General features: G+C 71.9%; 20 protein-coding genes. 7 read left to right on the top strand and 13 right to left on the bottom strand.

The genetic code is table 11. The annotated features are described in order from the left end of the window. Positions 1 to 5: 5 nt before the first annotated feature. The 6 genes from ACIBEJ_RS14735 to ACIBEJ_RS14710 all read right to left on the bottom strand — a co-directional run bounded on the left by ACIBEJ_RS14735 (position 6) and on the right by ACIBEJ_RS14710 (position 6,659). Entirely contained in the window at positions 6 to 965 is a 960-nt protein-coding gene (locus tag ACIBEJ_RS14735; RefSeq protein ID WP_397183201.1) for an ADP-ribosylglycohydrolase family protein, read from the bottom strand. Beyond that, positions 962 to 2,278 carry an ABC transporter substrate-binding protein gene (locus ACIBEJ_RS14730; protein WP_397183200.1) on the bottom strand — a complete coding sequence of 439 codons (1,317 nt, stop codon included), beginning with the start codon at positions 2,276 to 2,278 and terminating at the stop codon, positions 962 to 964. The genes ACIBEJ_RS14735 and ACIBEJ_RS14730 overlap by 4 nt, the downstream gene beginning before the upstream one ends. 9 nt (positions 2,279 to 2,287) lie before the next feature. After that, entirely contained in the window at positions 2,288 to 3,106 is an 819-nt protein-coding gene (locus tag ACIBEJ_RS14725) for a carbohydrate ABC transporter permease (protein WP_397183199.1), read from the bottom strand. Further along, positions 3,103 to 4,017 (bottom strand): carbohydrate ABC transporter permease, encoded by a 915-nt coding sequence (locus tag ACIBEJ_RS14720; protein ID WP_397183198.1) that lies wholly within the window; start codon positions 4,015 to 4,017, stop codon positions 3,103 to 3,105. The genes ACIBEJ_RS14725 and ACIBEJ_RS14720 overlap by 4 nt, the downstream gene beginning before the upstream one ends. Beyond that, entirely contained in the window at positions 4,014 to 5,117 is a 1,104-nt protein-coding gene (locus tag ACIBEJ_RS14715) for a LacI family DNA-binding transcriptional regulator (RefSeq protein ID WP_397183197.1), read from the bottom strand. The genes ACIBEJ_RS14720 and ACIBEJ_RS14715 overlap by 4 nt, the downstream gene beginning before the upstream one ends. 333 nt (positions 5,118 to 5,450) lie before the next feature. Then, positions 5,451 to 6,659 carry an MFS transporter gene (locus ACIBEJ_RS14710; RefSeq protein WP_397183263.1) on the bottom strand — a complete coding sequence of 403 codons (1,209 nt, stop codon included), beginning with the start codon at positions 6,657 to 6,659 and terminating at the stop codon, positions 5,451 to 5,453. A gap of 52 nt (positions 6,660 to 6,711) precedes the next feature. Between ACIBEJ_RS14710 and ACIBEJ_RS14705 the strand changes: the two genes are divergently transcribed. After that, entirely contained in the window at positions 6,712 to 7,917 is a 1,206-nt protein-coding gene (locus ACIBEJ_RS14705; protein ID WP_397183196.1) for an ROK family protein, read from the top strand. Here ACIBEJ_RS14705 and ACIBEJ_RS14700 read toward each other — a convergent pair. Then, on the bottom strand, positions 7,886 to 8,716 hold the full coding sequence (locus ACIBEJ_RS14700; protein WP_397183195.1) for an alpha/beta fold hydrolase: 831 nt from the start codon (positions 8,714 to 8,716) through the stop codon (positions 7,886 to 7,888). The genes ACIBEJ_RS14705 and ACIBEJ_RS14700 overlap by 32 nt on opposite strands. Then, positions 8,713 to 9,255, bottom strand: a complete 543-nt coding sequence (locus ACIBEJ_RS14695) for a PadR family transcriptional regulator (protein ID WP_397183194.1) — start codon at positions 9,253 to 9,255, stop codon at positions 8,713 to 8,715. The genes ACIBEJ_RS14700 and ACIBEJ_RS14695 overlap by 4 nt, the downstream gene beginning before the upstream one ends. Positions 9,256 to 9,414: 159 nt before the next feature. Here ACIBEJ_RS14695 and ACIBEJ_RS14690 point away from each other — a divergent pair, with 159 nt between their 5' ends. Next, the gene (locus ACIBEJ_RS14690) at positions 9,415 to 9,855 is read left to right on the top strand and encodes a heme-binding protein (RefSeq protein WP_397183193.1); all 441 of its coding nucleotides are present in this window, start codon (positions 9,415 to 9,417) and stop codon (positions 9,853 to 9,855) included. A gap of 95 nt (positions 9,856 to 9,950) precedes the next feature. Beyond that, a complete protein-coding gene (gene mihF, locus ACIBEJ_RS14685) occupies positions 9,951 to 10,256 on the top strand; it encodes an integration host factor, actinobacterial type (protein WP_184962109.1) in 306 nt (101 codons plus the stop codon). A gap of 161 nt (positions 10,257 to 10,417) precedes the next feature. Here mihF and ACIBEJ_RS14680 read toward each other — a convergent pair whose 3' ends face one another. Together ACIBEJ_RS14680 and ACIBEJ_RS14675 are read right to left on the bottom strand one after the other, a co-directional pair. Then, complete coding sequence (locus ACIBEJ_RS14680) at positions 10,418 to 11,065, bottom strand: response regulator (RefSeq protein ID WP_397183192.1); 648 nt, start codon at positions 11,063 to 11,065, stop codon at positions 10,418 to 10,420. Then, positions 11,056 to 12,303, bottom strand: a complete 1,248-nt coding sequence (locus ACIBEJ_RS14675) for a sensor histidine kinase (protein ID WP_397183191.1) — start codon at positions 12,301 to 12,303, stop codon at positions 11,056 to 11,058. Before ACIBEJ_RS14675 ends, ACIBEJ_RS14680 begins: the two co-directional genes overlap by 10 nt. Positions 12,304 to 12,487: 184 nt before the next feature. Here ACIBEJ_RS14675 and ACIBEJ_RS14670 point away from each other — a divergent pair, with 184 nt between their 5' ends. Both ACIBEJ_RS14670 and ACIBEJ_RS14665 read left to right on the top strand, forming a co-directional pair. Next, positions 12,488 to 13,741, top strand: coding sequence for an acyltransferase (locus tag ACIBEJ_RS14670; RefSeq protein WP_397183190.1), 1,254 nt, complete (start codon positions 12,488 to 12,490; stop codon positions 13,739 to 13,741). Positions 13,742 to 13,767: 26 nt separating this feature from the next. Beyond that, on the top strand, positions 13,768 to 14,253 hold the full coding sequence (locus tag ACIBEJ_RS14665) for a GNAT family N-acetyltransferase (protein WP_397183189.1): 486 nt from the start codon (positions 13,768 to 13,770) through the stop codon (positions 14,251 to 14,253). Here ACIBEJ_RS14665 and ACIBEJ_RS14660 read toward each other — a convergent pair. Further along, a complete protein-coding gene (locus ACIBEJ_RS14660) occupies positions 14,250 to 15,212 on the bottom strand; it encodes a DUF4344 domain-containing metallopeptidase (RefSeq protein WP_397183188.1) in 963 nt (320 codons plus the stop codon). The genes ACIBEJ_RS14665 and ACIBEJ_RS14660 overlap by 4 nt on opposite strands. An 85-nt stretch (positions 15,213 to 15,297) precedes the next feature. Between ACIBEJ_RS14660 and ACIBEJ_RS14655 the strand changes: the two genes are divergently transcribed. Further along, positions 15,298 to 17,796: a DEAD/DEAH box helicase gene (locus ACIBEJ_RS14655; protein WP_397183187.1), complete on the top strand. Its 2,499-nt coding sequence runs from the start codon at positions 15,298 to 15,300 to the stop codon at positions 17,794 to 17,796. Positions 17,797 to 17,923: 127 nt separating this feature from the next. Here ACIBEJ_RS14655 and ACIBEJ_RS14650 read toward each other — a convergent pair whose 3' ends face one another. Further along, positions 17,924 to 18,493 (bottom strand): hypothetical protein, encoded by a 570-nt coding sequence (locus ACIBEJ_RS14650; RefSeq protein ID WP_397183186.1) that lies wholly within the window; start codon positions 18,491 to 18,493, stop codon positions 17,924 to 17,926. 17 nt (positions 18,494 to 18,510) lie between these two features. Here ACIBEJ_RS14650 and ACIBEJ_RS14645 point away from each other — a divergent pair, with 17 nt between their 5' ends. Next, entirely contained in the window at positions 18,511 to 19,008 is a 498-nt protein-coding gene (locus tag ACIBEJ_RS14645; RefSeq protein WP_397183185.1) for a DUF2087 domain-containing protein, read from the top strand. On the opposite strand, the gene ACIBEJ_RS14640 is transcribed toward ACIBEJ_RS14645, so the two are convergent. Then, positions 19,005 to 20,207 (bottom strand): helix-turn-helix domain-containing protein, encoded by a 1,203-nt coding sequence (locus tag ACIBEJ_RS14640; RefSeq protein WP_397183184.1) that lies wholly within the window; start codon positions 20,205 to 20,207, stop codon positions 19,005 to 19,007. The genes ACIBEJ_RS14645 and ACIBEJ_RS14640 overlap by 4 nt on opposite strands. Positions 20,208 to 20,219: the final 12 nt, after the last annotated feature.

Genomic DNA, 20,219 nt, shown 5'->3' with positions numbered 1-20,219 from the left:
CGATGTCAGCGTCCTTTCGCCAGTTCGTCGGCGACGTCCAGCACATGTCTGCCCTTCACGACGGGCAGGCACTTCCCGGTGGCGGGGCCGATGCGCTCGGCCCAGCGCCTGGGCACGCCCGCCTCGCCCTGGTGCGCCCCGGCCATGGCGCCGGCGATGGCGCCGATGGTGTCGGCGTCCCTGCCGAGGCCGACGCCGAACGTCACCGAAGCCTCCACGTCGCCCTCCCCCGCCAGGAACGCGGCCAGCGCCAGCGCGACGGCCTCGGGGGCGACGTCGGTCCAGGGGTAGTGCCTGACCACGACGGCCCGGTGCAGCCGGGGACCGAGGTCGCCCGCCGTACCGTCGGCCAGGACGTCGAGCACCCGCGCGATCGCGCGGGCCGTCCACGAGTCGGCGGGGATCACCGCGAGCGCGGCGTCCGCGACCTGTCGCGGCCGCGCGCCGGCCATGGCCGCGGCCACCGCGCCGGCGACCGCGCGCCCGCCGAGGATGCCCTCGCCGTCGCCGCTCACCAGCCCGTCCTGCTCCACCAGCCGCGCCGCCTCCGCGGGATCTCCCGGGCAGAAGATCCCGTACGGCGCCGCCCGCATGGCCAGCCCGTCCGACCAGCCGTGCTGGTGCACGCGGCCGGTCAGCGGCGGCTCCAGCCCGCGGCGCAGCGCCTGGACCGTGCCCAGCTCGGAGAACCCGGCCCCGCGCATCGGCCCGGTGACCAGCGGGATGATCTCGCCGCGGTAGGCGACGGCCACGTCGGCGGGGGTGAGCGCGTGCCCGTGGCGCAACAGCAGGGACGCGGCGAAGATGGCGTACTCGGTGTCGTCGGTGCCGCCGCCCTCGATCTCGGTGAGCCGGCCCCAGCGGGCGGCGATCTGCTCGGGGGTCAGGTTCTCCGCAGGGGCCCCGAGGGCGTCCCCGGCCGCCAGGCCGAGAAGACACCCGCGGGCCCTGTCGCGATGGTTCACTTCTGGTACCGCTCCAGCACGGAGTTGCCCTCGGTGACCAGCTTGTTCGCCGCCTCGTCGAGGCTGATCTTGTTGGCGAAGTACTGCTGGAGCACCGGCGTGGCCACCTTGCTCTTCCACTCGTCGAAGCCCTTCACCTTGAGGAAGGGCGCCACCACGAGGCTCTTGCCGGACGCGGTCGCCACGTCCCAGCCGTTCTCCTTCGTGGTCATGGACGGGTCGGCGGCGGCGGCCTGCGAGGTGGGCAGCAGCCAGTCGCCCTTGGCGAGCTTGGCCTGGTTCTTGCCGTTGAGGAAGAACGAGATGAACTTCATCGCCTCGTCCGGGTGCTTGCTCTCCTGGGCGACCGAGAGCGTCTGGGAGACCGCGCCCTGCTCGGTCGTGGTGCCCTTCGGGCCGGGCAGCGTCACCCACTCGAAGCCCTCCGGCGCCTGCTCGACGACCTGCTGGCGCAGGTAGACGCCGACCGGTAGCAGCGCGAACTTGCCCTTGTAGAAGGCGGGCAGCGGGTCGGCGGTGCCCTGGCCGAGCGCGGCCGGGTCGGCCGACTTGTCCTTCCAGAGCTGGTCGTGGATGCGCTGGAGCACCTCGCGCTCCTCGGGGCCGACCTTGACGGTGGTCTTGCCGTCGGCGGCGGTCTCGAAGAACTTGCCGCCGAAGTTGAGCGCCAGGTTCAGCGTCTTGTTGACCGGCGACTTCATCGGCCAGGCGACGCCGAAGTCGCCGCCCTTGGTCATCTTCTTGGCGGCCGCGGAGAACTCGTCCCACGTCCACGGGTTGTCGGCCGTGGGCACGCGTACGCCGGCCTCGTCGAGCAGTTTCTTGTTGGCGATGATGACCTGCGACTCCTGCAGGAACGGCACGCCGTACACGCCCTGGTTGCCCTTGCCGTCGTCGAACGTCGTGGTGTCCCACGCGGCCTGCGGGATGTCGCTCTTCAGCTCGGCCGGGACCTTGTCCTTGAGGTCGAGCAGGTAGCCGTCGGCGGCGAAGCCCGACAGCGCCGGGGAGTCGTTGTGGATGACGTCGGGGGCGGTGCCGCCGGCGAACTGGGTCACGAGCTGGTCGTTGACGTTGTCCCAACTTCCCTGGACGTAGGTGACCTGGATGGTGGGGTTGGCCTTGTTCCACTCCTCGACGAGCTCCTTGTTCGCCGCGAGGGACTCCTTCTGCCAGGCGAGGCTGAGGAAGTTCAGCTTGACCGGCTCGCCGGGCTTGGCCGCCTCGCCGCTTCCACCGCTGCCGCCGCTGCCGCAGCCGGCCGCGGCCACAGCGACGATCGCCGCTGCCGCCAGAGCGGACTTGATTCGCATATGAGCCTCCTAGCCCTTGACGGCGCCGGCCATCAGGCCGGACCTCAATCGCCGCTGGATGATTGCGAAGAAGATCAGACTCGGGATCGTCGCCATGAGCGACGCCGCGGCCAGCGGGCCGAGCCTGGCCACCCCCTCCGGGCCGGTGAAGCGCACCAGCGTCAGCGGGAGGGTCATCACGTCGGGGTCCTGAAGGATCACGAGCGCGAAAAGGAACTCGTTCCATGAGGAGATGAACGAGAAGAGCAGGGTCGCCACCACACCGGGGGCGAGCAACGGCGCGACGACGCTGGCCAGCGCGCGCAGGCGGCCGGCGCCGTCCACGGAGGCGGCCTCCTCCAGCTCCGGCGGCACGGCCCGCACGTAGCCCTGGAGCATCCACAGCGCGAACGGCAGCGTGAACGTCACGTGCACGACCACCAGGCCGGGCAGCGTGTTCACCAGCTCCAGCTCACGCAGCACCATGAACAGCGGGATGATGATCAGGATGAACGGGAAGACCTGGCTGACCAGCACCCACCCGATCGCCACCCGGTTGACCAGGCTGCGGTAGCGGGCCATGGCGTACGCGGCCGGCAGCGAGATCAGCACGGTGATGAAGCTGCTGAAGATCGCCACGACCAGGCTGCGCAGGGCCGCGCCGGTCAGGTCCTGCTCGCCGAAGGCGTCGGCGAAGTTGGCCAGCGTCGGCTCGCGCGGGATCCACGTCGGGTCGAGCTGGGCCATCTCCTGCGGCGTCTTCAGCGCCGTCGACAGCAGCCAGACCAGCGGGAAGGCCAGGAAGACGACGTAGGCGAGCAGGGCCGCGTAGCTCGGCAGGCGCTTCACTTGGCCTCCTTCATCTGCCGCCACAGGTACAGGCCGAGCACCGCGAGCACGACGATCGCGAACGCGACGCCCAGCATGGAGGCGTAGCCGAAGAAGCGGTAGCGGAACGCCTCCTCGTAGGCGAACAGCATCGGCAGCCTTGTCTGACCGCCCGGTCCACCGGCGGTGAGCACGTAGACCAAGCCGAACTGGTTGATGTTCCACACGAAGTCGAGCGAGGTGATCGCCACGATGACCGGGCGGAGCTGCGGGAGCGTGATGTTCCAGAAGCGCCGCCAGCGGCCCGCGCCGTCGACCTCGACCGCCTCGTACAGCTCCTTCGGCACGCTCTGCAACCCCGCCAGCAGGACCACCGTCGTCTGCGGCATGCCCGTCCAGACGCCGACCACGATGATCGCGGGCAGCGCGAGCGAGAAGTCGGCCAGCCAGTTGACGTCGGTGCCGAGCATGCTGTTGAGGATTCCGGCGTCGGGGTGGTAGACGAGCTTCCACATCAGGCCGATGACCACGGGCGGCATCGCCCACGGCACCACGGCCAGCACCCTGGCCACGCCCCTGAACCTCAGGTTCTGGTTCAGCAGCAGCGCCAGGCCCAGCGCGGCCAGGAACTGCAGCACCGTCACCGACACCGACCAGATCAGGCCGATCTTGAACGAGGACCAGAAGTCGGCGTCGCCGAGCAGTTCGTAAACGTTTTCCAGACCGGTGAAACTGATCTCCCGGTTCCGGGTGGCGCGGGCGTCGGTGAAGGCCAGGCCCACGCCGTACAGCAGCGGTCCCACGCTGAACAGCAGGACCGGCACCAGCGCCGGCAACATCAGCAGCCACATCTCGCGGTCGCGGCGCGAGCCGCCACCGCCGCGCCGCGGGCGCGGCGGGCTGGGCGCCGGTCTGGTCGCGGTCGCCGTCATCCGGCGCCTCCTTCCTGTGCCGTGCTCTTGTCGCCGGGAGCCGCCCCCGCGAGGGCTCCCGCCGGATCGATCGTCAGGTCGTACGGCAGTGCGGGCGCCTCACCCGAGGTCGAGGCGCGCACCACGAGGCGGGGCGGCACCGTCACCAGGCGCGGCTCGCGGTCGCCGTGCAGGAGCCGGTCCAGCAGCAGTTCGACGGCGGCCTTGCCACGCTCGGCCGAGCCCAGCGAGACGCTGGTCAGCGACGGGTAGGAGGCGGCGGCCAGTTCGGTGTCGTCCATGCCGACCACGGCCACGTCCTCGGGCACCCGCCGGCCCGCGGCGCGCAGCACGTCGAGCGCGCCGAGGGCGATGAGGTCGTTGGCGCACATGAGCGCGTCGAGATCGGGCCGCCTGGCAAGCAGCGCGGCCACTGCCCGCGCGCCGTCGGCCCGGTAGAAGTCGCCGATCTCCACCAGCCCGTCCTCGTACGGCAGGCCGAGATCCCCCAGCGCCTCGGCGTAGGCGGCGCCTCGCGACGCGCCGGGCACCGTGTCCAGGGGACCGTTGACCAGCGCGATCCGGCGGCGGCCGAGCGCGTACAGGTGGTCCAGGGCCAGCCGTACGCCGGTGCGCGAGTCGGCGCGGACGTTGTCCACCCGGGTGCCGTCCGGAACCGAGCCGATGATCACGACGGGGGCGCGGGCGGTCTTGAGCGACTCCAGGTGGGCACCGGTGACGCGCAGGGGGCTCAGGATGAGGCCGTCCACGTAGCGCTCGCCGAGGCTGTGCAGCACGTCGATCTCGTCGGCGGCGATGGCGTCGGTGGAGTGGAGCACGAGCCGGTAGCCGGCGGCCTTGAGCACCGGTTGGATCTGGCGGACCATGGCCAGGTAGACCGGGTTGCCGATGTCGGCCATGGCGAAGGCGACCTGGTTGGTGCGCCTGGACTTGAGGCTGCGGGCTACGGCGTTGCGTACGTAACCGAGTTCCTCGGCGGCGGCCAGGACCTTGCGGATGGTTTCCTGGCGGGTCGGCAGGCCGTTCAGGACCCGCGAGACGGAGGCGATGGAGACGCCCGCACGCTCGGCGATCGTGTTGATCGTGGGTCCGTCGGCCACAGCTTTCCTTCCGGGGAGGTAAACGGTGACAGACAGCCATCTGTAAACGTTTACTGAGTTGGCCTCATGAAACCCGTCCGTCATCATGAGGTCAAGTCACGATCCCGTAACACCAGGTCAACCCCTAGATTGACCCAAAGCAACCCTCCCAAGTAACTTTCCACCCCGCCGGCACCCCGGCACCCCGGCACCCCGGCACCCCGGCACCCCGGTGCCTACCCCACGCTTGTCCGCGCCGGTACGGCGAGCACCCCGACGGCGGAGACCGGCGCAACGCGCACCAAGCCCAGCCACCCGAGCGCCTCCGCCCCAGGAAGGTGACCGGGGCGGGGGTTAGTCGCGGGTGGAGACGGGGGTGGGGGTGGGGTGGGTGGTCAGGGCTCGGATGGAGGGGCTGCCGGCCAGGGCGACCACCGCCGCCAGCGCCGCCGGGATCACCAGCGCCACCGGCAAAGACGACGCCTCGGCCACGAAGCCCAGCACCGCCGGGCCGATCAGCAAGCCCGAGTATCCGAAGGCCGTGACCAGCGACAGAGCCTTGCCCACCGGCCCGCCCGCGGCCCCCACGGCACTGAAGATCACCGGGACCACGGTGGCCAGCCCGACCCCCGCCAGCGCCCACCCGGCCCACGCCACCACGACCCGCACCACCGAGGAGCCCGTCAGCGGCGCCACGAGCACCAGCACGTATCCGCAGGTGGCCAGCACACCGGCGAGCTGGATCGTGCGCACCGAGCCCAGCCGGGCCCGGATCGGGTCGCCGAGCAGCCGTACCGTCGTCATAGCCACCGCGAAGATCGTGTAGGCCAGCGGCGCGGCGGCCGGGTCGGTGCCGAGGATCCAGCGGGCGTGCAGGGCGGCCCAGTCGATGGCCGCGCCCTCGCTCAGGTGACCGGCGAACGCCGCCAGCCCGAGCAGCGCGATCAGGCCCCACCGCAGGCCGACGGCCCTGCCGGGGGCGGCGGCCGTACCGTCGCCCTCGGCGGGCGGCACGGACGGCAGCAGCCGCATCACGGCGGGCACGTACAGGAACGGCACGACCACGGCCGTGGCCACCAGCAACGTCTGCCCGCTCACCCCCAGCTTCAGGACCAGCGAGGTGATCAGGCCGGCCGCCGCGCCGCCCAGGCTCCACGTGCCGTGGAAGGCGGAGATGATCGGCCGGCCGTACACGCGCTCGACCTCGACGGAGTGGGCGTTGATGCCGACCTCGACCACCCCGATCCCGATGCCGAAGACCACGGCGGACACCAGCAGCATCGGGTAGGAGGGCGCGAGGGCCGGGGCGAGCAGCGCCAGCGCCGACAGCGGCCCGGCGAACCAGCACACCCGCCGGCTCGTCCAGCGGTCCACGACGGGGCCGGCGACGAGCATCGACACCAGCGCCCCGAAGGAGATCAGCAACAGCGCGGTGCCCAGCCTGGCGGGGCCCAGGTCGAGGCGGTCGTTGAGCGAGGGCAGCCCGGCCGCCCACACGCCCACCACGAGCCCGCTGAGGAAGAAGAGTCCGAACACACCCTGTCGCGCACGCCTGGCCACCATTTTGTTCACGCCTAGAGCATAATAAGAACGAGGAGGCCGCCACAATGACGGGATGCGAACAGTGACCGGGGCCACAACCAGCGTCGAGCTGCGCGAGCACAACAGGGCCCGGCTGCTGCGGGCGGTGCACGACTGCGGCGCGAGCCGTACCCGGTCGCAGCTCACCAAGGACCTCGACCTCGCCCGCGGCACGGCGTCGGTGCTGGTCACCGCGCTGAGCGAGGACCACCTCCTGCACGAGGAACCCTCCGCCGAGCACGGCCGCGGCCGTCCCACCCAGGTCCCGGGACCCCACCGTGACGGCCCCATCGCCCTGGCCGTCGACCTGCGCGAGGACGGCTGGGAGATCGCCGCGTGCGAGCTGGGCGGCCGTTCCACGCCGCTGGCCGCGCGCCCGCACGACGGCACGGCGGAGGGCGCGTTCACGCCGCTCGCGGGCGCGCTGCGCGCTGGCCTTGAGAGGTACGGCTCCCGCACCATCGGCATCGGCCTGGCCGTCCCCGGCCCGGTCCGCGACGGCCGCCTCGTCGAGGTCTCCCACCTGGGCTGGCACGCCGTGGACGCGCGGGCCAGGCTGGCGGCGTCGGGCGTCCCGGCGGGCACGGCGCTGCACGTGGGCAACGACACGGCGTTCGCGGCGCTGGCCGAGGCGAGACGGGGGCGGATGGCGGGCGTGCGGGTGGGCCTGCACCTGCACGTGGACTTCGACCTCGGCGGCGTGCTCGTCGTCGACGGGCGCCCGCTGGGCGGCGCGACGGGGGTGGGGGCGGAGTTCGGGCACATGCCGCTGACCGGCAGCGCCGTCCCGTGCCCGTGCGGGGCCACGGGGTGCTGGGGGATGGAGGTGGGCGCCAACGCGCTGCTGCGCCACCTGGGCCTGGCCGCGGGCGGCGGCCGGGGCCGTGACCAGGCGCAGGCCATCCTGGCCAGGGACGCGGAAGGCGACCCCGAGGCGGCGGCGGCCGTCGGCGCGGGCGCGCGCGCCCTGGGCCGGGGCATCGCCGCCCTGGTCAACGCGCACGACCCGGAGATCGTCACGCTGTCGGGGCTCGGGGTGGAGCTGTTCACGCAGGGGCGGGCGGCGCTGTCGGAGGGCTTCCTGGCCGGGCTGATGCGCATCCGGGCCGAACGGCTGCCCGAGCTGGTCCCGTCGGAGCTGGGGTGGAGCGGGGCGCTGCTGGGGGCGATGGAGTCGGTGTTCGACGCGTTCCTGACCCCGGAGGGTCTCAGATCCTGGAACCCCCGAGCACGGCCATGAGCGCCTCCTGGTCGGCGAAGGGCGCGAAGTGGCCGCCGGGCAGGTACGCGGCCTCGACGCCGGGCAGCCGCGCGGCCAGGGATCTGGCCAGCTCCACCGGCACCTTCGGGTCGTCCACGCCGTGGAGCAGCCACACCGGGGCCTTCACCTCCTCCACCGCGAAGTCCCACGGACGCAGGTGGACGAGCAGGTCGTCGGACATCGCCGCGCCGCCCTGCCTGCCGCTCTCGGCGGCGTCGGCCAGGAACGCGGCCTGGGCCGTACCGGCTCGGGCGCGGAAGACCTCCAGGTCGGCGGCGGGGAGGGCACGCTCGACGCGCGGGATGACGCGCGCGCCGGCCGAGGCCATCGCGCGGGCGGAGACCGCGCACAGGCCGCGCAGCAGCCACGGCGTACGGCGGGCCAGCCGCCAGTAGAAGGCGTCTGCCTTGGCGGCGGGCGACCACGCGTGGGCGGGCACGGGCGGCATGCCGGACAGCAGCGCCACCCGCGCCACCTGGCCGGGCCGGGCCACGGCCAGGCGCAGCGCGGCGGAGGCGCCCATGGAGACGCCGGCGACCACGACCGGCCCCAGCCCTTCGAGCCGCGCCGCCACCCGAGCGGTCCACTGGCCGGGCGGCATCGGCGGCGTGCGCCCGTAGCCGGGACGGTCGGGGGCGAGCACCCGCAGTCCCGCGCGCGCGAGCAGGTCGCCCGCCAGCGTCCACCCCGCGGCCTGCCGCGAGGAGGCGTAGCCGTGCACGAACACCACGGGCCGTCCGGCCGGGTCGCCGAACTCCGCCCATCCGAGCCCGCTCACGAGCGCTCCGTCCCCACCGGCGCGGGCCAGTGGGAGACGGTCTCGATGGCCCACTCCGCCCACGACACCATGGCCTCCAGCCGCCGCACTCCCGCCTCCACCCCGAGCAGGGCCGCGCGGTCGGGCGCGAGCCGCAGGTCGAGCCCGTTGCGCAGGGCACGCAGCCCGCGCAGCCTGGCCCGGTGGTACTCCAGCTCCTCACGCAGGAAGTCCGCCGCCTCCGCGGGCGCGACCACCCACAGCGCGAACGAGCGCAGCACGGTCTCGTTGCGCTGCGCGTGGTCGGCCGAGGTGGTCACGAGCCAGTCCCGGAGCGCCCGCGTCCCGGCCTCGGTGATCTCGTACGGCCGGCGCCCCCTGGCCCCCTCCGCCTGCTCCCTGATGAGCCCTTCGGCGGCCAGCCGTCTCAGCTCCGGGTAGACCTGCGTCGGCTTGGCGTGCCAGACGAAGGTGAGGACGCCGTCGAACTCCTGGCCGATGTCGTACCCGCTGCGCGGCGCTCCGGCGATGAGCGTCAGCAGGGCCATCCGAAGTGACATATTGCGATCATACTAAAAAATTTCACTGTGAGAAGTGAGCTTCACCAGCCGCGACACGCCCGAGATCCGAGATGTGATGAAAACCACCGACAAGGGATGTACCCGACTTCCGAACAGGTGCTCGACGATCTTGCGTGGGGGTCGGCGGGAGCCGTACACATGGATCTGGAGATTTCGGGACTTGGGGAGAGTCGCGTGAACCTGGAGATCGCACTGCGCATGTGTGAGGCGGCCTTGAAGCAGGCGGGCAGGGAGGGGGCTCGGGTGTCGGTCGCGGTGGTGGACGCCGGTGGGCATCTGGTGACGTTTCAGCGCATGGAAGGCGCTGAGATCGCAGGTCCCGTGCTTGCGCCGGGCAAGGCGTACACCTCGGTGGCCCACCGCAGAGCCACCGCGGAGCTGGCCCGGCTGACGGCGCCGGGAGGTGAGCTTTTCGGGCTGGCCGGGGACCGATTCATCTGTTTCGGAGGTGGCATACCCCTGTGGGCGGACTACGGTGAGGAAGAACGCGTGGTCGGCGGGATAGGGGTCAGCGGAGGGACGGTCGCGCAGGACGTCGCGTGCGCCGAAGCCGCCGCCGAGGTCTGGCGGACGGGCTGAGCGGCCACTTTCCGCAACACGAACCGCTGGTATCCGCCATGATTAGCCACTGCACCACGGGTAACAGTCCGTAAATCCCCGAGGAGAGAAATCCGATGGCACTTCCTACCCTTACCCCTGAGCAGCGCAAGGCAGCGCTGGAGAAGGCAGCGGAGGCTCGCGCCGCCCGCACCGCCCTGCTGGCCAAGGTCAAGGCCGGCGAGCTGAGCTTCGCGCAACTGCTGGAGCGCGACGACGACATCGCCAAGAAGATCAAGGTCTCCCAGGCTCTGCGCGCGGTCAAGGGCGTCGGCCCGGCCAAGGCGACGGCGCTGATGGAGGAGGCGGGCGTCGACGAGAAGCGCCGCCTCGGCGGCCTGGGCGCCCAGCAGCGCAAGAAGCTGGTCGACGCGCTCGGCTAGACAGCCGAGCCGCCAGGGTCCGCGCGCTCTGCCGCGCGGACCGGCCGGCCTCTCGCGCGCCCGTCAGGCGCGGGCGCGCGCGAACCCCTGTGCGCGTACGGCGGGCGGCCCGCACCCCCCGCCACCCCTCCACAGGCGAACCCCACGCCACGCGAAACGCGTCAGGACCGCAGGTAGGCCAGGACGGCCAGAACGCGGCGGTGCTGGTCACCGTCCTCGGCGTAGAGCCCGAGCTTGGCGAAGATGCTGCGGATGTGCTTCTCCACCGCGCCGTCGCTGATCACGAGCTGCCGCCCGATCGCCGGATTCGACTTGCCCTCGGCCATGAGCCCGAGCACCTCGCGCTCGCGCGGCGTCAACTGGGCGAGCGGGTCGTCCTTCCGCCTGCGCACCATCAACTGCGACACCACCTGCGGGTCGAACACCGTGCCGCCCGCGGCGACCCGCCGCAGGCCCTCCAGGAACTCCTCCACGTCGACGACCCGGTCCTTGAGCAGGTAGCCGACCGCGCCCCTGGCGTCGGCGAGCAGATCGTCGGCATAGGAGACCTCGACGTACTGGGAGAGGATCAGCACCGGCGCCCCGGGCACCCGGCGCCGCGCCTCGACGGCGGCGCGCAGCCCCTCGTCGGTGAAGGACGGCGGCATCCGCACGTCCACCACCGACACGTCCGGCCGGTGCTCGGCCACGGCCTCGACGAGCGCGTCACCGTCGCCCACCGTGGCCACCACCTCGCAGCCGAACTCCTCCAGGAGCCTGACCAGGCCCTCCCTGATCAGCACCGCGTCATCGGCGACCACTACCCGCACGGAACCTCCGCCACGATCAATGTCGGCCCGCCGTCCGGTGACTGCACCGTCAGCTCGCCGTCCACCGCGCGCAGCCGGTCGGCCAGTCCGGCGAGACCGTGTCCCTTGGCGACGTGTGCGCCGCCGACACCATCATCGCCGATGATCAACATGAGCGTGTCACCGGTCTCGACGAGCTGGACCGTGCAGCTCTGCGCCCGGCTGTGCTTGGCGACGTTGGTCAGCGTCTCCGCGCACACGAAGTAGATCGCGTTCTCGACGGCGGCCTGGTAGCGCTTGGCGGTCTGCACGTCGAGGTCGACCGGGACGGTGCAGCGCCCGGCCACCGCGGCCAGCGCGGGCGCGAGGCCGCGGTCGGACAGGATGGGCGGGGCGATGCCGCGCGAGAGCGCGCGCAGCTCGTCGAGGGTCTCGCGGGTGGCGCTGATGGCCTCCTTGATCGTCACCTGGGCCGCCTCGGGGTCCTTCTGCATCTGCCGCTGCGCCCGTGACAGCTCCATCGCGAGGGAGACCAGGCGCTGCTGCGGCCCGTCGTGGATGTCGCGCTCCAGCTTGCGCAGCGCGTTCGCCTCGGCGGACACGGCGGCCGAGCGGGACTCCGACAGGTCCGTGATGCGCTCCTGCAGCTCGGCGACGCCGGTCAGCAGCACGCGGCCGAGCGCGGCGCGCAGCAGCGCGGCCGCCCGGGTGGCGAACGGCAGCAGGACCAGCCCGATCAGGCCGAGCCCGACGTGGAAGGCGACGTTGATCCCGTAGCCGTCACCGAGCCCCAGCAGGCCCGGCAGCTCCTGGTTTCCGGGGATCTGCGAGGTGAAGAACCCGTAGATCGGGTACGTCAGCCCCGCGAGCGGTATGGCCCAGAACACCAGCGTGAGCACGAACGACACGATCGCGATGGGGAAGTTCAGGATGCCGTGCAGCAGGTCGAGCCACGACTGCCCGGCCGTCAGCGGGTTGACCATGCGGCGCAGGCGGCCCGCGCCGGCAGGCGCCGGCTTGTAGCGGGGGCGCACCGGCGGGCGGCCCAGCACGTCCGACAGCCAGCCGCGCTCGCCCTCCGCGAAGGCGCGGGCCAGCATCAGCGTGCCGGCCAGGATCGGCAGCCCGATCCACACCACCGCGGTGCCCACGCCCGCGGCGAAACCGGCCACCATCAGCACGAACGCGATCGCGGCCGTCGGGAAGCCGACCAGGGTGTAGCGCGAGTCCAGCAGGACTCGTCTCGTCAGGGAGCGCATGGCCTCAACGCTACGGCCCCGCCCCCGTTGCGACGACCTGGCGTGCACGCCTTCCCGGGTAGGGCCAGCACTACCAAACCGGGTAGTGGGATCTTGCCCCGAAGAGGGCGGCGGGCGTCACTGTGCCGCGCGCGCCGCGCCGGAAGCCTTGGTTCATCACGTTCTCCACCGAATCGAGGCCCCCATGACCGTCCTGCTCGACCACCCACCCAGGCGGGTCGTCCAGGCGCCCGCACGCCGCGACACCTTCATCGACCTGCTGCGGGTCTTCGGGATGGCGCTCGTGGTGCTGCAGCACTGGACGATCCCGGTGCTCGGCTACGACGGCGGCCGGCTGACCACGGGCAACGCCCTGGCCACCCCGGGGGTCTGGGTGGTCACGTGGATCAGCCAGGTGATGCCGCTGGTGTTCTTCGCCGGCGGGGCGGCCAACGCGATCAGCTTCGGCCGCGCGCACGCCGGGGCGCCGCAGTGGCTCAACGTACGGCTGCGCCGCCTGGCCTGGCCGCTGCTGCCGCTGGCCGCGGTGTGGATCCCGCTGCCGCACCTGCTGGCCGCCACGGGGGTGCCCGCCCAGCCGCTGGAGATGGGGGCGCGGCTGGCCGGGCAGCTCCTGTGGTTCCTGGCCGTCTACCTGATCGCGGTCACGCTGACGCCGTACATGATGAAGGCGCACGGGCGCTTCGGCTGGCGGGTCGTGGCGGTGCTGGCCGCGGGGGCGGTCGTGAGCGACGTGGTCCGCTTCACCTCGGGTGTGGAGGCGCTCGGCTACGCCAACGTGGTGTTCGTCTGGCTGGCCGTGCACCAGCTCGGCTTCTTCTACGCCGAGGGACGGCTGCGCCGCCCGGCGCTGATGGCCGCGGCCGGGTTCGGCGCGGCGGCGCTGCTGGTGGCCTTCGGCCCCTACCCGGGCAGCATGATCGGGCTGCCGGGCGCCGCGGTCTCGAACATGGCGCCGCCCACGCTGGCCATGCTGGCGGTCTCGTTCGGGCAGATCGGGCTGGCGATGCTGCTGCGGCCGTGGCTGGTGCGGCTGCGTACCGGGAAGGCGCTGGCCTGGGCGGGGCCGCGGATCATGACGGTGTACCTGTGGCACATGCCGGCGCTGTTCGCGGTGACCGGGGTGGTCGTGGTGGCGTTCGGCATCGACACGCCTTCTCCGGGCAGCGCCGGCTGGCTGCTGGGGTGGCCGGTCTGGTTCGGGCTGCTGACGCTGGTGATGTGGCCGCTCGTGCGGCTCTTCGCCCGCTTCGAGGAGCCGCCCGCGCTGCCGTACGGCAAGCCCTCGTGGGCCACCTCCGGCCCGGCCGCCGCGCTGGTCGGCACCGGTCTGGTCCTGCTCATGGTGTACGGCTTCGCCCCCGGCCTCGCCCCGGTCCTGGGCACGGCGGCGATCCTCGGCGGCCTGCTCCTCACCGGGCCGCGTGCCAGGTTGTGAGGGCTTTTCCGGCACAATCAGGTGACATGCACGTCATCCGCCCGGTCACCGAGGCCGACCTGCCCGCCGTCACCGACATCTACGCCCACTACGTGCTCACCTCCGTGGCCACCTTCGAGGTGGACCCGCCGGAGCTCGGGTTCTGGCGGGCGAAGGCGGACCTGGGCCTGCCGTTCTTGGTGGCGGAGGTGGACGGGGAGGTCGGCGGGTTCGCCTACGCGGGGCAGTACCGGCCTCGGCCCGGCTACCGGCACAGCCTGGAGGACAGCCTCTACCTCGCGCCCGGGTTCACCGGCAGGGGGCTGGGCAGGGCGCTGCTGGAGGCGCTGGTCGCGGCCTGCAGGGAGCGCGGCGCGCGCCAGCTCATCGCGGTGGTCGCCGACGGCGGCGACCCGGCCTCGGACAAACTGCACCGGGCGCTGGGCTTCCAGGAGGCGGGACGGCTGCGCGGGGTCGGCTTCAAGCACGGGCGCTGGCTGGACACCGTGCTGCTGCAACTGGACCTCACCTAGCCGGACGGGGTCGGGACCGGGGCCGGAGTGAGCGTGGGGGCCGGGCTCGGCGTCGGGGTCACCTCGGGCGGGTCGGTGCGCATGTGCGGGGCCAGCAGCCTGGTCCACGCCTTGGCCATCTTCGCGTACTCCTCCTCGCAGCGCACCGCCCGCGTGACCGGCAGGTCTCCGTCGGCCACCAGCGGCAGGAAGGCGTTGTGGTTGGAGCCGTACAGGTAGCACATCATGTTGTAGTAGCGCTGGACGCTCAGCGAGTGCTCGTCGGCGAAGACGGTCTTGTCGAGGGGCTGGGAGACCTCCTGCTGGGAGATGCGGCCCCACGCCTGGATGGTGCTGATGATCTCGGAGTAGTCCCGCTGGTCCTCTGCCGAGGTGATGAGCACGAGGGCGGACAACTGGTCGACGGCGTCCTCCTCCTTGCCGGTGGAGGGCAGGTCGTACAGGTCGATGAGGGCGTGGCCGAGCTCGTGGAAGTAGATGCCGCTCATCGCGCCCACGACGTTCTCGTCCACGTCCTGCGGGTCGGGGGTGGCGCTCTGGCCGTCCTCGGGGGCGGCGAAGAGGCTCTGCAGGTACGCCACCATCTCGTAGCACATGGTGATCGACCGGTTCTCCGGGCTGTAGAAGGCGTTGACGGTGTCGCACTGCTCGGCGTTGACCGGGATGTCGCGCGGCGGGACGAACGCGTCGGAGGCCGACTCCGCCCAGTCCTGGAGCAGGTGGTGGTCGCGCATCAGCTTCTCGGCCGGCTTCAGGTCCTTGTTCTCCGGCTCCAGGTAGGAGGGGACGAAGGAGTTGACCGCGGGGCTGGCCGACGGGCTCGGGCTGGCCGACGGGCTGGGGTTCGCCTGGCCCCCGGCCGCGGGCGGCTCGGCGGGCCGCGTGGGCTGCGGCTTGGTCGTGCCGCAGGCGCACAACGCCACCGCGAGAACACCGGCTACCAGAAGCGATCGACTCATGACTCCATGTAATCATCCAGTGCGAAGCGGGGCGGATCCGGGCGGGCGTGTTCGACCAGGTCCCGGAATTCGGCAGGATAGGAGGGTGAGCCTCCTCGTAGACCGCCTGCCGGAAGAGATCGACGCCGAGCCCGATGAGATCTTCGACGCGTTCGTCGGCTGGAACGCCGACCGCGGGCTCACGCTCTACCCCGCCCAGGAGGAGGCGCTGATCGAGGTCGTCTCGGGCAGCAACCTGATCCTCGCCACCCCGACCGGCTCGGGCAAGTCGCTGGTGGCGGCCGGCGCGCACTTCGCCGCCCTGACCAGGGACGTGCGCACGTTCTACACCGCCCCGATCAAGGCGCTGGTCTCGGAGAAGTTCTTCGACCTGTGCGAGATCTTCGGCGTGGAGAACGTCGGCATGATGACCGGCGACGCCAGCGTCAACCCCGGCGCCCCGATCATCTGCTGCACCGCCGAGATCCTCGCCAACCTCGCGCTGCGCGACGGCGCCGCGGCCGACGTGGGCCAGGTCGTCATGGACGAGTTCCACTTCTACGCCGAGCCCGACCGGGGCTGGGCCTGGCAGGTGCCGCTGCTGGAGCTGCCCAACGTCCAGTTCGTCCTGATGTCGGCGACGCTCGGCGACGTGTCGATGTTCGAGCGCGACCTGACCCGCCGCACCGGCAGGCCGACCGCGGTCGTCAAGCACGCCGAACGCCCCGTCCCGCTGATCTACTCCTACCGGATGACGCCGCTGCACGAGACGCTGGAGGAGATGCTCTCCACCGGCCAGGCGCCGGTCTACGTGGTCCACTTCACGCAGGCCGCCGCGATGGAACGGGCCCAGTCCCTCATGTCCATCAACATGGCGACGAAGACGGAGAAGGAAGCCATCGCGGCCATGATCGGGGGCTTCCGCTTCACCACCCGCTTCGGCCGGAACCTGTCCCGCCTGGTACGGCACGGCATCGGCGTCCACCACGCCGGCATGCTGCCCAAGTACCGGCGCCTGGTCGAGCGGCTGGCCCAGGCGGGCCTGCTGAAGGTCATCTGCGGCACCGACACCCTCGGCGTCGGCGTCAACGTGCCGATCCGCACCGTGCTGTTCACCGCCCTGTCCAAGTACGACGGCAACAAGGTGCGCAGGCTGCGCGCCCGCGAGTTCCACCAGATCGCCGGCCGCGCCGGCCGGGCCGGCTTCGACACCATCGGCTACGTCGCCTGCCAGGCCCCCGAGCACGACATCGAGAACGCCAAGGCGCTGGCCAAGATCGGCGACGACCCGAAGCGGCGGCGCGGCTACGCCCGCAAGAAGCCGCCGGAGGGCTTCGTCGGCTGGAGCGAGGAGACGTTCGAGAAGCTCCAGACCGCCGAGCCCGAGCCGCTCAACTCCCGCTTCAAGGTCAGCAACGCGATGCTGCTGGCGGTCATCAACCGCCCCGGCGACTGCTTCTCCGCGATGCGGCACCTGCTCACCGACAACCACGAGGACCGCAAGTGGCAGCGCCGGCACATCAGCCAGGCCATCGCCATCTACCGGTCGCTGCTGGCCGGCGGCATCGTCGAGCAGTTGAAGGACCCCGACGAGCAGGGCAGGCGGGCCCGCCTGACGATCGAGCTGCAGGAGGACTTCGCCCTCAACCAGGCGCTGTCCACGTTCGCGCTGGCCGCCTTCGACCTGCTCGGCCAGGACTCCCCCAGCTACGCCCTCGACATGGTCTCCATCGTCGAGTCCATCCTCGACGACCCGCGCCAGATCCTGTCGGCCCAGCTGAAGAAGGCCCGCGGCGAGGCCGTGGCCCAGATGAAGGCCGACGGCATGGAGTACGAGGAGCGCATGGACGCCCTCACCGAGGTCATGTACCCGATGCCGCTGGAGACGCTGCTCCTCGGCGCCTACGAGACCTACCGCCGCGGCCACCCGTGGGTGGGCGACTACACCGTCAGCCCCAAGTCGGTCGTGCGTGACATGTACGAGCGGGCGATGACGTTCAGCGAGTACATCCAGGTCTACGAGCTGGCCCGATCCGAGGGCACCGTCCTGCGCTACCTGGCCGACGCCTACCGGACCCTGTCGCGCACCGTGCCCGAGCACCTGAAGACCGAGGACCTCGTCGACCTCATCGAGTGGCTGGGCGAGCTGGTGCGCCAGGTCGACTCCTCGCTGATCGACGAGTGGGAGAAGCTGGCCAACCCGGCCGAGGCCCTGGAGGCGCACCACCAGCTCGAGACCAAGGTCCGCCCGGTCACCGCCAACGTGCGCGCGTTCCGCGTGCTGGTGCGCAACGCGATGTTCCGGCTGGTGGAGCTGTGCGCGCTGGAGAAGGAGGAGGAGCTGGCCGAGCTGGCCCCCGACGTCGACTGGCCCGCCGCGCTCGACGCCTACTACGACGACCACGAGGAGATCCTCACCGACGCCGGCGCCCGGGGGCCCGCGCTGCTGCGGATCGAGGAGGAGAGCGGGCTGTGGAAGGTCCGCCAGACGGTGAAGGACCCGGCGGGCGATGGCGACTGGGGGATCGACGCCCAGGTGGACCTGACCGCGTCGGACGAGGAGGGCCGCGCCGTCCTGCACGTGCAGGGCCTCAACCGGCTCTGAGCGCGGGCGCGGGTTAAGCCGTGCGCCGGGACGGACTGGCAAGGGCGCCCCGGCACACGCCTCTTCCTCTAGTTTCGCGTCACGAGGTTCCCCGTCGTGTCATGACAATGTCTCAAGATCGAGACATTCAGCACGAGGCCACCTGACAGATCTTGGCCAGCATGCGCCCGGCGTCCTTGGTCTGCCGGGCGAAGTCGGCCGCGGCGGGCCTGCCCCACTCCCCCGCCTGCGTGTACACGATCAGCGCGTTGGCCCGCCTGACCACGATCGCGCGCTCGCCGCCGACCGCGGCCTTGCCCTTGTGGTAGCTCTGGCCGGTGACCGCGAGGGCGGCGTCGCCGAGCTTCACCGCGCGGGAGGAGAACCGGTAGCCCTTGCTCCCGCACGAGGCCGCCGCGCTCCTGATCGCCGTCAGTGCGGCCCCCGCCGACGCCGCGTCGGCGTAGAGGATCACCTGCTCCGACTTGGAGTAGTCGGGGACGGCCGTGTAGACGATCGTCTTCGCGGAGGTACGGCCGGCCTGGCCGAGGGCGGCGCGGTCGCACGGGTTCACGACCGACTTGGCGGTCTTCTTCCGGCTCACCGTCCAGCTCGTCTCGGGGTTCCGGTCCTTCTTGGCGGCGTCCTTCTCATACAGCAGGAAGCCCTGGGGGATCGCTCCGGCGATGACGGAGGCGACGAGGATCATCTTCAGCATGGTTCAAAATAGGGGGAATGAGCGACGATGACGTCAAGCGGGTTCTCGGTCTGCTGGCGCAGGACGACACCCTGCGGGCCTTCTCGGCACTGGTGCTGTCCGGTGGCGAGGCGGAGCCGTCCCCCAAGGTGCTGGAGAGGCTGCGGGCCGGTGGGCTGGCCGTACCTGATGACGGGGGGCGGTGGCGGGCGCGGCCCGAGCGCTTCCGTGAGCTGCTCAAGGCGCTGGCCGAGCCGTCGCCGCGGCTGAACGAGGAGGAGCGGGTGCTGCAGACGTTCCTGGTGGACGGGCGGCTGCAGACGATCCCGACGAGGCATGAGAAGCGGCTGGTGGTGCTGCGTTACATCGCGCGGGTCTTCGAGCCGGGGGTGCGTTATGCGGAGAAGGATGTGAACGTGGCGCTGCGGGCCTTTCACGATGACTACGCGGCTTTGCGGCGGTATCTGGTGGACGCTGATCTGCTGTCGCGCGAGGAGAACGTGTACTGGCGCAGCGGCGGTCCCGTCGACCTCTAGGCGCCGAGGCGGCGGCGGTAGGCGCGGGGCGGCAGGCCGTACTCCTGGGCGAAGGTGCGGCTGAAGTGGAACGGGCTGACGAAGCCGCAGGCCGCCGCGACCTGGCCGACGTCCAGGTCGGTGGCTTCCAGGAGCCTCGCGGCGTGGGCCAGGCGGGCGGCGCGTACCGCGCGCATGGGGGTGCGGCCGGTGTGCTCGGCGAAGACGTGGGCGAAGCGCGAGGGCGACAGCGCCACGGCGGCGGCCAGCGAGGCGACGGTGTGCGGGGCGCCGGGTTCGGCGGCGATCAGCTCCAGCACCCGCGCCACCCGCCGATCCATCCCCGCCCCACCCCACCCCCCTTCCCCCGCTCCCACCCCGGACCTCGAACCTCCCACCACCCCCGACCCCGGACCACCCGCAACCCCCGACCCCGGACCACCGGCCACCCCCGACCTCGAACCACCCGCAACCCCAGGTCCCGGACTACCGGCCATCCCCGAGCCTGGACCCCCTGACGCCGAACCACCGAAGTCCCGACCAGCGGAGCCCGGACCGCCTTCGGCCGGGTGTCCTCGACCCGTCACCCCGAGGCCCGGAACGCCGAAACCCGGAACGCCGGGGCCCGGACCGGCTGAACCCGGACCGCCGGGACCCGGGCGTCCTGTGGGGGGTGGGCCGGGGTAGGGGACTCCTGCGGCGGTTGCCACGAGGAGGATCTCCTCCACCGCGCCCAGCACCAGCTCGCGGGCCCGCTCGGACATGCCCGCCACCGGCCGGGAGGTGTCCCCGGGCTCCGGCGGCACGCCCCTGCCGCTCCAGCGGGCGTAAGCGTGGGCCCGCAGGAACGCCTGCTCGATCCGGCCGGAGCGCGGGGGCGGGCCGGGGTCGAGGTGTTCGCCGGGGCTGATCAGGTGGCAGCCGGGTGAGACGGCGTAGGGACGCAGCCAGGACAGCCAGGACGGCCTCGGCTGGAAGTGCGTCCACCAGAACCGCCAGCGCTCGCCCGCCGTCCGGTAGTGGTGCGCGGCCCTGGAGGCCAGGACGACCAGGTCGCCGGGACCGGCGGTGAGCGTGGCGCCGCCCTGCTCGACCAGCCCCGCCCCCTCCTGCGTCCACATCAGCAGCCAGCTCGGCGAGCCGGACGCGCGCCGCGTGGCGTAGCCGGGGCCTTTGTCGTAGTGGCCCACAAGAACGAGTTCGGCAGCAGGATCAGACATGTCGTCGGCGCT

The organism is Nonomuraea sp. NPDC050790 (assembly GCF_044456745.1).
Lineage (GTDB): Bacteria > Actinomycetota > Actinomycetes > Streptosporangiales > Streptosporangiaceae > Nonomuraea.
The sequence above is the reverse complement of the archived record's forward strand: the minus strand, read 5'-3'. Positions and strand labels throughout refer to the sequence as shown.